17 protein-coding genes are annotated in these 10866 nt (G+C 40.8%); 3 read left to right on the plus strand and 14 right to left on the minus strand.

What is annotated here, in order from left to right; genetic code table 11:
* Positions 1–45 precede the first annotated feature (45 nt).
* The 3 genes from BM386_RS19575 to rpsT all read right to left on the minus strand — a co-directional run bounded on the left by BM386_RS19575 (position 46) and on the right by rpsT (position 1714).
* Positions 46–663 carry a DUF1684 domain-containing protein gene (locus BM386_RS19575; RefSeq protein ID WP_091697626.1) on the minus strand — a complete coding sequence of 206 codons (618 nt, stop codon included), beginning with the start codon at positions 661–663 and terminating at the stop codon, positions 46–48.
* Positions 664–667: 4 nt separating this feature from the next.
* Complete coding sequence (radC, locus tag BM386_RS19580; protein WP_091697336.1) at positions 668–1363, minus strand: RadC family protein; 696 nt, start codon at positions 1361–1363, stop codon at positions 668–670.
* 96 nt (positions 1364–1459) lie between these two features.
* Positions 1460–1714 carry a 30S ribosomal protein S20 gene (gene rpsT / locus BM386_RS19585; RefSeq protein WP_057937416.1) on the minus strand — a complete coding sequence of 85 codons (255 nt, stop codon included), beginning with the start codon at positions 1712–1714 and terminating at the stop codon, positions 1460–1462.
* Between the two features lie 212 nt (positions 1715–1926).
* Here rpsT and BM386_RS19590 point away from each other — a divergent pair, with 212 nt between their 5' ends.
* On the plus strand, positions 1927–2868 hold the full coding sequence (locus BM386_RS19590; protein WP_244545575.1) for a zinc dependent phospholipase C family protein: 942 nt from the start codon (positions 1927–1929) through the stop codon (positions 2866–2868).
* A 101-nt stretch (positions 2869–2969) separates the two neighbouring features.
* Positions 2970–3305, plus strand: coding sequence for a HopJ type III effector protein (locus tag BM386_RS19595; protein ID WP_091697338.1), 336 nt, complete (start codon positions 2970–2972; stop codon positions 3303–3305).
* Between the two features lie 49 nt (positions 3306–3354).
* Here BM386_RS19595 and BM386_RS19600 read toward each other — a convergent pair whose 3' ends face one another.
* Positions 3355–4749 (minus strand): sulfatase family protein, encoded by a 1395-nt coding sequence (locus BM386_RS19600; RefSeq protein WP_091697341.1) that lies wholly within the window; start codon positions 4747–4749, stop codon positions 3355–3357.
* Positions 4750–5036: 287 nt separating this feature from the next.
* Positions 5037–5498, minus strand: coding sequence for an IS200/IS605 family transposase (gene tnpA / locus BM386_RS19605; protein WP_091697343.1), 462 nt, complete (start codon positions 5496–5498; stop codon positions 5037–5039).
* A 104-nt stretch (positions 5499–5602) separates the two neighbouring features.
* On the opposite strand from tnpA, the gene BM386_RS24020 reads away from it, so the two are divergent.
* Positions 5603–5728 (plus strand): hypothetical protein, encoded by a 126-nt coding sequence (locus BM386_RS24020; RefSeq protein ID WP_280141022.1) that lies wholly within the window; start codon positions 5603–5605, stop codon positions 5726–5728.
* A gap of 124 nt (positions 5729–5852) precedes the next feature.
* Here the strand turns inward: BM386_RS24020 and BM386_RS19610 are convergent, their stop codons facing one another.
* From BM386_RS19610 to BM386_RS23840, 9 genes are all read right to left on the minus strand, one after another.
* Entirely contained in the window at positions 5853–6269 is a 417-nt protein-coding gene (locus BM386_RS19610; protein WP_091697344.1) for a DUF1801 domain-containing protein, read from the minus strand.
* Positions 6270–6372: 103 nt separating this feature from the next.
* Positions 6373–6771 carry a GlcG/HbpS family heme-binding protein gene (locus BM386_RS19615; RefSeq protein ID WP_091697346.1) on the minus strand — a complete coding sequence of 133 codons (399 nt, stop codon included), beginning with the start codon at positions 6769–6771 and terminating at the stop codon, positions 6373–6375.
* Positions 6772–7026: 255 nt separating this feature from the next.
* Entirely contained in the window at positions 7027–7452 is a 426-nt protein-coding gene (locus BM386_RS19620) for a DoxX family membrane protein (protein ID WP_091697347.1), read from the minus strand.
* 83 nt (positions 7453–7535) lie between these two features.
* Complete coding sequence (locus tag BM386_RS19625) at positions 7536–7985, minus strand: GNAT family N-acetyltransferase (protein ID WP_091697349.1); 450 nt, start codon at positions 7983–7985, stop codon at positions 7536–7538.
* On the minus strand, positions 7966–8412 hold the full coding sequence (locus tag BM386_RS19630; protein ID WP_091697351.1) for a GNAT family N-acetyltransferase: 447 nt from the start codon (positions 8410–8412) through the stop codon (positions 7966–7968). Before BM386_RS19630 ends, BM386_RS19625 begins: the two co-directional genes overlap by 20 nt.
* Before the next feature lie 21 nt (positions 8413–8433).
* Complete coding sequence (locus tag BM386_RS19635) at positions 8434–9219, minus strand: DUF3050 domain-containing protein (RefSeq protein WP_091697352.1); 786 nt, start codon at positions 9217–9219, stop codon at positions 8434–8436.
* Between the two features lie 219 nt (positions 9220–9438).
* Positions 9439–9795, minus strand: coding sequence for a hypothetical protein (locus tag BM386_RS19640; RefSeq protein ID WP_091697354.1), 357 nt, complete (start codon positions 9793–9795; stop codon positions 9439–9441).
* Between the two features lie 98 nt (positions 9796–9893).
* Positions 9894–10199 (minus strand): metallophosphoesterase family protein, encoded by a 306-nt coding sequence (locus BM386_RS23835; protein WP_211482932.1) that lies wholly within the window; start codon positions 10197–10199, stop codon positions 9894–9896.
* Between the two features lie 156 nt (positions 10200–10355).
* Entirely contained in the window at positions 10356–10739 is a 384-nt protein-coding gene (locus BM386_RS23840; protein WP_211482933.1) for a metallophosphoesterase, read from the minus strand.
* Positions 10740–10866: the final 127 nt, after the last annotated feature.

Below are 10866 nucleotides of genomic sequence, written 5' to 3' on the forward strand. Positions count from 1 at the left end.
TCAATAATGCGTACAAATTTAAGAGATTTGAACTAGGCAGAAAGGCTATTTGTCGTAATTTTTCTCTCCAACCGGAATTGCGATATCCAGCAGATTTTCTTTCGGAGGAAGCGGACAGCCATAATCCGGATTATAGGCACAATAGGGATTGTAAGCTAAATTGAAATCAATCGTAATACTGTTTTTCCCATCTTGGCGGGCATTGATATATCTACCTCCTCCATAAGTTTCCTCGGCGCTGGTAGCATCTGCAAAAGCCAAAAAGAAATTCCGTTTATCAGGCTCATTCATGGCCTGTAGAAGCAAAAGCTTTTCGGATTTGCCATTCAGCTCAAATTCAGCCCAGGAATGCTCGATGTACTTTTCTTTGGTCCCGTCCGTAAGCGGCACTTCCCTCACTTTTCTGTCTTCTATAGGCACCATGCGAGCCTTTACTTTGTATGTGGGATCGATAGGGTAAAAATTCAATTTTGTAAAAGAAGCCTTCTGCTCATCTGTGAGAGGGGATTCAAAATTGAATCGGATGAATTTAAACTGTCTTTCACGCTCAGCTTCAATTCGTTCTATGTAATCTTCGGGACTTTCAGTTCCCGTCAAGGTGTAAACTACCGCAGCCAAAACCACTACGGAGATAATCAGGAGTATAATTGTATTGTTCTTCATAAAATCAGAGTGTACCGTCATCGGCGAAGCTAAAGTAGCCACTATCTGTAAAAATCACATGGTCAAGGACGGTCAAATCCAATTCCCGACCGATATGAACAAGACGCTGTGTGAGTCGCTTGTCTTGATCGGAAGGAAAAATATTGCCACTCGGATGGTTGTGAACCAAAATAACGGACTGTGCGAGATGCTCTAACGCAATCTTAAAAACAACCTTGGGATCCACGACTGTCCCGGCTGTCCCCCCTTGGGAAACGAGATGCTTTTTCATCACATGATTACTTCGGGTGAGCAAGATGAGATAAAAATACTCCACGTGCGCATCGAGTAGTTCCGGACGCATCAGGTCATAAATATCCTGGGAGCAGGTGATCTTTGGCTTTGCTACTGGCTCTGAATCCTTCCTCCTTCTAGCTAACTCCATGGCTGCAATTATGGAAATGGCTTTGGCTTCACCTATTCCTTTGAATTTCTTCAGATCCTGGATTGACAGCTTTGCCAAAGCTCGCAAATCATAATTGACCGTTGCAAGAATATGCTTAGAAAGATCAACCGCACTGACCGAAGGAGTCCCGGATCCGATTAGAATAGCGATCAGTTCAGCATCGGTCAAGGCTGATCTGCCTTTGAGCAAAAGCTTCTCCCGTGGGCGATCTTCTTCTGCGAGCTGGGAAATTTTGATAGAGGAATAAGTATCCATAGCGATCAATCAAAAAGTGAGCTATGAATTTAAGTACTTCAGGGCACAAAAAAAACCCTGACCAGCAGGGTTTTAGAGAAATAAAATCTTTTCGGATTAACCTAGCGCGGAAACGAACTTGGCCAATCTTGATTTTTTGTTACTTGCGTTGTTCTTGTGAATCACATTCTTCTTAGCCAACTTGTCCAACATAGAAGATACTTTCTTATAAAGTTCAGAAGCCTCTACTTTGTCAGTAGTTGCTTTCAATCTTTTGATGAAAGTTCTAGTTGTTTTAGCCTGATATCTGTTTCTCAAACGCTTAGCTTCGTTAGCACGAATTCTCTTCAGAGCTGATTTGTGATTTGCCATATCTTAATTATAATTGAATTTCTTTACGTGTCCCTATTCCGAATCGGAGTGCAAAGTTATTGTAATTTATTAAATCTGCCAAAGGAATTTTAAACATTCCCTATCATAGCAGTCCTTTTCAAATCCAATAATTTGGCAAAACCCTCGATTACGTGGCAAATATACCGATTATCCATTCATTTGTCTGACAAAGATTTTGATTATTTTTAGGCATGAGATTTTTTATAGCTAGCATTTTTTCTTTGATTTTGATTTCAGGGACACTTAGTACTTGGGGATTTTATGCACATTCCCTCATCAATAGACTTGCGGTCTTTTCCCTACCTGAGGAAATGATTGGCTTTTACAAACCTCAGATCCAATACATTACCGAGAATGCTGTGAATCCTGACCGAAGGAGGTATGCAGTGGAAGGGGAAGCTGAAAAGCACTACATAGATTTGGATTTTTATGGCGATTCTGCTTTGCAAATTCTTCCAAAATACTGGAATGAAGCGGTAGAAAAATTTTCAGAAGACAGCTTAAGAATGAATGGAATCGGACCTTGGTCTGCCTATTTCACTTTCCTAAACCTTACGAAAGCTTTCGAAACCAAAAACTCAGCAGCTATCCTGAGACTTTCTGCTGACTTGGGGCATTACATAGGAGATTTGAATGTCCCGCTCCACACCACAGTGAATTACAATGGACAGCTCACTGATCAAGTTGGAATCCATGGCTTCTGGGAAAGTCGGGTTCCCGAACTTCAAGCCAAAGACTATCCACTTTGGGTAGGTCAGGCGGAGTACGTGAACGATCCCCAGCAGGCTCTCTGGGATGCTGTGGCGGCTGCACATACCCAAGTTGACAGTGTGCTGGCAATAGAGAGAGAATTGACGAAAAGCTTTTCTCCTGATCAAAAATTCAGTTATGAAGAGCGCAACAATTTAACCGTGAGGGTTTACTCTAGAGAGTTCACAGAAGCCTACGCTCTTACATTGGACAGCCAGATCGAGCGGCAAATGAAAAAGTCAATCAAAATGATCGCTGATTTCTGGTTTACCGCTTGGGTTATCGCCGGTCAGCCGGATTTATCAACTTTTGATCAAGAATCAATAGAGGAAGAAATCATTGTTCCCGACACAAAGATAAAGGTCAGAGAACATGATAATTAGTCTGGAATCAGCATTCATCAACCTGCGACTCCGACTGAGCATATTACAGAACCCACTGTATATTTTCTAAAATCTCCCCATCTTGCGCAAAATCAACTATTATGAATTTACTAGAACAGATCTCACAGGCACCAAATACTATTGTTTTCTCTGAAGTGATTGCTTATATCGACGCAAATTTCACCTTCACTCCCACCCGCTTCACCAATGGAAATACAGTAAACGAGGCCGGACAAAATAACGGCAGCTGCAAGATATTTTCCTTTGCCAAGCTTCAAAACCTAACTCCCTCAGAAATGCTCAGCTTATTTGGAGATTACTATCGAAAAGATGTATTGAAAAACCCAGAAGGTTCAGACCATCAAAATATCAGAAATTTTATGGAAACTGGATGGGAGGGGATTGAATTTGAGGGTGAGGCATTAAAGGAGAAGTGAACTTAAGAATTGAGTATTCAGTCTATCACAGTACCCCAAAGAATGCCCCTTAATCAATTTTCTCAGCCTCTAATTCCCGCACTTGCCGTTCAAAAACCTCTCTCATTTCTGTTAGGATCTGACTAAAACGGGGGGTTCCTGCCAAATTTTTGATCTCCAAGGGATCATTTTTTAGGTCATATAACTCCTCCCAATCCATATCATCCTGATACCTAAAATATTTCCATTCTTTTGTTCTCAGGCCTTCACTAGCCGGTATGATAGTCACTTCCCAAAGATGCTCAGCTACAAAATCCGTCCTGTCAATTGCCGGATTATGGCCAATCACATAATCCGCCAGACTTATCCCCTGATATTCTTCTGGAATTAGTCCATTTGCAAATTCTAGTATAGTTGGTGCTATATCGATATTCAACGCGAAGTCAGAAATCGTTCGATGTCCAGGATGTCTCGGATCATAAATAATCATCGGCACGCGGAGTGAATTGTCATACATCAGCCATTTTCCTGCGAGCTGCCGCTCTCCTTGGAAGTAGCCATTGTCTCCCATGAAGATGATCACCGTATTTTTATCCATACCTATCTCGGCGAGTGTCTTGCGGATTTTGCCGATCTCCAGATCCACTTCTGAGATCATTCTATAATATCCCTTCATACTCTGTTGGTATTTCTCTGAAGTATCATATCGCCAGTACCAGCGGGTACGATTCTCTCCGGTTTTCACGTATTCTGGCTGCTGCTCAAAGTGTTTCTCCTTGCCTAAAAGAGGCTTTGGGAACTTAATATCAGAGTATAAATGATCCACATCTTCAGACCAGAAGTATTGATCGGCTGCAGGGTCGTGTGCATGTGGAGCTGAGAAACTCAGTGAAAGCATAAAAGGCTTATCAGTGGTTTGATTCTTGATAAATTCCTGCGCTTGGTAGGAAGTATATTTAGTAAGATGGACTGAATCGCCATTTATCGTCTTATAGAAATAGCCCCTGCGATCAGGATATTTCACATCTCTGTCGTAGGAATCTCCTTGATCAAAAAGGGCTTCAAACCCAGGATAATTCACTCCAAACTTTCCGAAAAACCCTGTTTCATAGCCTAACTTTTTCAATTGAGCCGGATAGGAATTCTGAGCGTATCCTTCATTCAGCACCTGGCCAAAAGTATAGCCATGGGTCCTTTCATAAAGTCCTGTCAATACGCTTGCTCTACTGGCTGCGCAAATCGGCGTGGTGACAAAGGCATTTTTGAAGTAAACACCCTGCGATGCCAACTTGTCCATTTCCGGTGTTTGGATGATAGTATTCCCTGAAAACCCCAGCGCATCCCAACGCTGGTCATCGGTAAGGATAAAAATGATATTAGGCCTGTCCTGCTGCGCAAATGCAGAAGAACCCATTAAAATGAAAAGGCAAAATAGTAGTTTTTGAAGCGACAGATTATTTTCCATAGTTTCTAAAATAGGAAGAAAAGCTCAATCTTACTTAGTATCCTGTAGCATCCTAATTCTACTCTAAAATCCCTATGAAAACGACTCGGCCTCCCTTTGCACAAATGCCGTAGTCCTTGCCTACCGGCTAGGCACAGCACATCTTGTATCATCTTTAAAAAACTGAGTACCGTAGGTACGGCTCATCTTGTAGGACGGGGCTTCAGCCCCATCCACTGAGGCTAACTAGGGGACCCGAGTGCCGTGGGCACGGGACATTTATTCTAGATACAAAGCACAATTTCACCTTATATCAAATCCTGAAAAACATACTTTTCATCGTAATCAATTTTAAACTTTTTAAGCAATTCTAAATACTCCTCCTTGAACGTTTGCTTTTTGTGATGCTCCTCCTGATTTTCTATGTATTTGAATACTCGGTCAATCTGAGAGTGACTGTAAGAAAAGACACCATATCCATCTTGCCACTCAAAGTGATCTCGTGTTAAATGGTGATCGTTGATATATTTTGAGGATTTTGCTTTTACGGTTTTCATTAATTCAGAAACCGAAACCACTGGTTTCAAACCTAAAAAACAGTGAACATGATCCTCAACACCATTCACAATAATGGTTTTGCAGCCCGTCTCATTTATTAAATTACCTAAAACTCCTTGGAGTTTTGGACGCCACGATTTATGCAATACTGCATTTCTAAATTTCACAGCGAAAATTGCTTGCAGATAGATTTGATGATAAGTATTAGCCATGTTTAAGAAGTTTATAGAAGCCTTGATTATGATTTTGACTTTTTAAAACCTCCTATCAATTTAATATTTCTTCAGGAAAAACATGCACCGAACCTACGGTTCTCATGGCTGCACTCCCAACTTCAGGTTCATGGACTGAAGTCCATGGTTACAAAATAGGTCGAGCCTATGGCTCTAATCCAATAGTCGATGACAAAAGCCGCAGACCTTACAGCAGAACAAAGCCGTAGGCTTGGCTCATCTTGTAGCAAGGATAGCTATCGGGATCAACCCCTTGCAAAGTACATAAGTATGAAAGTAGAGTGCCGTAGGCACGATACATAGATAAAAAATAAACCAACCCTAGTAAAAAACCTATAATCCCAGCATCGGCAAATTCTTCACCTGATGATAAGTCAGCGCAGCTTTAATGCAGTTCTTCAACTCAGCTTCAGGGATTTCTTCATCCAACTTAAAAACAACCGCACGGTTGCCCTCATATTCAAATATTTCATCGTAAGCCAAGCGAAAACTAGGCACTAATTTACTGGTACACTTGAAATACATCGCATATTGCTCAGGGCTTTTTGCTTTCCAGTCCATCCGAATTGTACTTCCCTTCTTTGCAAGAAAACTAGGTTCACCCCACTTGAGTGTTTCCTCTAAGCTGTTCAGCTCAATTTCTTCAGCCACCTCCAAAACCAACTTTCGAAGGTTTAACATTTTATCACGAACTGAATCTGGATAGTTTGAAAAAACTAGTTCAACTTCTGGGTTTGACTTTAATTCCATTTATAAAAATAGTAAAAACTCGTATTCCCTCTAAATTAAAAAAGCCAAGATAGGAGCTCCCATCTTGGCTTTTCAATTTACTAAAAGAGTATTAAGTCAAAGATTAAACTGATTTTGCTCCGGCACTAGCAACAGAATGATCATTATCCACCGAACTCCCACTCACGCCTATAGCTCCTATGATTGTTCCCGATTCATCTTTAATCGGAATTCCTCCCGGGAAAGTGATCAACCCACCATTGGAATGCTCAATATTATAAAGTGGTCCACCTGGTTGGGATAAGTCCCCTATCATTCCGGTATTCATATCAAAATAACGTGCCGTTTTGGCCTTTTTAATAGCGATATCCAGCGAACCTAACCAGGCCCCATCCATTCGGGCAAAAGCAACTAGGTTTGCACCTGCGTCAACAACCGCAATATTCATTTTAGTGTCCAAATCTAAAGCTTTGTCTTTTGCTGCTGAAATGGCTAAATCAGCTTGATCAAGTGTAATGTTCATTTTGTTAGTCGGTTAAAGTTTATTGTAATTCCATTAAGGTATAAAAAATAAAGTGAGAAACTATTGCCAAATATGATTACCCTCAATGATGCAAGTTACCTTAGATCCTTCGATAATCAGGTCGGAAGACCGATGACCGAAGACTCCCGCAGTAGCGGGACAGGCCGAAGCGGCCTCAATTATTATTTTTAACATATCCTATATTGCTTTAGCCTCCTTACTGGCAGAAAAGCGGATATACATATTGCCAAAACCTTATTTCTTAATTATCAAACTATCCACTTCCAGGTATTTCTCTTTGAGCAAGCTCAAACCAAAAGCCGCTGCCGAAGCTGTAAATACAGAATAGTCAAAACCACTTTTGATGCCAATAGAGAAAGTCATAGATAGTGCAAATATCAGCATCAGAAATCCGCTCAGCTTTGCAGTCAACTCGGTTTTAAAGCCAATCAACAAGAATATTCCTAATACTATTTCTATGGCTGTGGCAATAGTGGCTAATGCTGGAATAATTGTATCCGGCACCCAAGGATTTATAATTGCGGTATAATCCACGAAACTTTTCCAATTCCCCCAGACAGATACCTCCGCCGGCCACATTCCAAAACGATCCGCCACTGCTGACAAAAATGAGAGCGAGATTGCCAATCTTAAAAAGATTTTGATGAGTTTGCTTTTCATGACCTATTAGCTATAATTCGATAACTGACCCTCAAGATAAGCATCAAATCCGATATCAAGTGAAAGGGAATTGCCTAGCCAATTTAAGCTTGGCTGAGCAGCTCCAGATGCAAAATTGGGTAAGGCTTGCCCGTCCCATCCAGTTCTGAGCGACCGATGATTTCAAAACCATTTTTCAGATAGAATTGAGTTGCTTTCGGATTTTGTTCATTCACATCCACTTTGGTGACGTGTTGACTCATAATTACATGATTCAATAGCCTCTTCCCAATTCCTTTACCTGCATGATCAGGATGCACAAAAAGCATTTCCAAATTACCTTCAGCTACTCCAGAAAAACCCAGAATCACTCCCGCATCATCCCTTACGCAGTTCAAATCCACTGCTTTCAAATACTCTTTCAAGATTAGTGGTTTGAAGAACAGAATATTTTCTTCCGATAAAAATTCATGCGTTGCACGGACGGAAGCCTCCCAAAGCTCTACTACTTCGGAATATTCCTCTGGATGAATTTTACTGATCAGGTAGATCATATACTTTGGGATTGTGCCGCTCCATGTAGAAATCAGGGTTAGCAAGAGGAGTGAAACCATATTTCTCATAGAGCCAAGGGGCTGTATTCGTCAGCAGAATCCAGCGTCTCAGGTTTTGCAATTCCTCATGTGAAATAATACTTTCCATCAGCCATTTGCTCAGGCCTAAACCTCGATAATTTTCCAGGATAAACACATCTCCTAAATAAGCGATAGTAGAAAAATCAGAGATGACTTTGGCGTACCCTATTTGCTCTTCTAGATGATAAACACCAAAGTTCAGACAATTATCTATCGCCTTATTCACGGTTTCAAAACTTATCCCATTTGCCCAGCCAGATTCTGTGGTAAGGAAATTATGGATAAACCTTCTATCCAATTTATCCTTAGCCGTTGAGATAATATAGTCATCCTTTCTCCATTCCATGGCAAGCAATTTAGTAAACCCTTATACCAATTCTTCTTTGGCGATCTGCTTAGCGATGCCATCCCAAAGCGAAATTCTTTGCTGAAGTGCCTGCTTAGCCACTTCCAATGTTTCTTCCCATTTCTGATCGTCGTTACCACAAAGCTCTGATATCATTTTTAAAGATAAAGGACCGTGCTCGTCTCCATCCAGCTCTATGTGTCGCTCCAGATAATATCGAAGTTTATTGTATTGCACATTCTCTGCATCCGCCTGCTTTAGGATAGAAATAAACATATCCGGAATCACATCTTCCCTTCCGAAAGTAAACGCAGAAGCTATGAGATGCGGTTTTTGAGTTGCTATCACTGCGAAAGAAAATTTTACAAAATCTTCCACGCTCTCATCAACCTGAACTTCCTCAAAGGACTCAGCTACTGACTTCCCCTCCTGTATATATTGAACAAATCTTTGAATCTGATGTGTACCCGCACCAATCTGAAACATCGCGTCCAAGTACATTTCATAATGGCTTTTGGGCTCGCCCAATTCATTGATGTCACTTTCCTCTCCGTGAACGATCTCATTGATAAATCTCGCCAATGCAGGGTTTTGGTTCGGTGTCCAAGGGATCTGCACATTGGTCAATTTCACCTGAAGTGCCTTTAGCAAAGACATGAAATCCCATACTGCAAAGGCATGGTTTTCCATAAAAAGGCGGATATCATTGAGATTTTGAAGATTACTGTAAAGCGGGTGATGCTGTAATTGGCTTCTCAGGTCAGCTATTTCTTGCTCTATATGGGCAATTCTATTCGAGTTGGTCATGCTTTCATTTTCGATGAGAAATTCGATGTGGTATCAAACCATACGAAGTAGCTCACTTGTCTGGATGCAAAGCTGAAAAAATTTAAGAAGAGTTTTACACTTATTGTATTTTTTTACCTTCTGGTTAAAAGGCTTCCGGAAAGGTAGATCCAGTATAATCCTTACCGACTAAGACAAAAATTAAAATGATAAAAATAGCCTTCGTAGGATCTGATTGCTTTACACCTTCTTTCGAAGTGAGACTCCTCCCACCATAATGGAAATCCCCGCTACTACAGGACCATAAACGATTAAAAACGAGTCTCCAGTATTGAGAATTCCTGTGTAAGTGCCAATCGTTATCATTGCTCCCACGAATGTCAAAACTGCTCCGATCCCAATCATTTCCTTTGATTTATCCCGATATGACTTCTGGGCTAGACCGCGGTGAATCTGATTATCAAGTAGTCTTATAATGATCTTTATCTCATCTTCCTCAATGTTATTCTTTTCCATTTCCTTCCTGGCATCATAGAGATCAAAGTCTTTGTCATTGATCTTCTGAAGGTAATAATCGACAATTTTCGCTCTTTCCATGAGTTAGTGAGTGAGGTTAATAAAGTTGTTAAAACTAATGTTTTTCCCATCAAAACCCTGAGCTTAGCAGGATAACAAGATACTAGCAATTGTAAATCTCAACCCTTCTTCTCAAGTTCAAACAAAGTAATTTCTGGCCTGACATTGAAACGAACTTGCCAGAGGTGGCCAATCGCCCTGTTGATGTAAAGAGTCCTTCCATCTTTCAGATCTATTTCTCCCGATGAAAAAGCTGGATTTTTTACAGGTAAAATAGGCGGATCTAAAAACGGTGGTCTTACTTGTCCTCCATGTGTATGGCCGGACAAAATCCACCCTTGGTACTGATGCCAAACATCCAAGTCGCAGACATCTGGGTTGTGGCATAAGACCACAGAAGGTTGGGAAAAATCAGCTCGCTTCATGATTAAGTTAGGGTTGAAATTCAATCCCCAGTAATCATCCAAACCTATAACAGTTAAACCACTGATATCCACCTTATCATTTGATAGCACCTGTATTCCAGCCTCCTCAAGTTGCGAACTGATCTGATTTGCTACTTCCTGCTCAGACCAGTTCTTTCAATAGTCATGATTCCCAAGAATCCCAACAGTTCCAAGCTTGCCTTTGACTGCATGGGGCAAGACTTCTGCTAATTGGCTGAATTGTCGCTCATCTTCATAGCTGACAAAATCTCCCGTATAAACCACAAAATCCGGTTCCAGTTGCTGTGCCTTCTTGAATGAGTCTATGATATACTGATAGTCAAATCTATTTCCAATATGAACATCGCTGATCTGCATCAAAGTTTTTCCCTTTAACTCATCGGGCAGATTCTGGATTGGCATTTTTTTCTTTACAAGCTCAAGCCAAAAAGGCTCAACCTGCCAAGAATATAGAGCAGTTCCAACACCGATGCCTGCCGCACCTATGATGGTATTTCTGATAAACTTTCTTCTCTTCATAAAAGCGATGGAAACTATTAAAAATTAAACCTAATTAATTGGCTCCCGAAAAGCCAGTGGAGAAAGATTGGTTTTGCTCTGTTTACAAACTTTTAAAAATCAAGCTAGCTAGTTAATAAAATCCATG

Origin of the sequence: Algoriphagus locisalis (assembly GCF_900116615.1) — a bacterium.
Taxonomy (GTDB): domain Bacteria; phylum Bacteroidota; class Bacteroidia; order Cytophagales; family Cyclobacteriaceae; genus Algoriphagus; species Algoriphagus locisalis.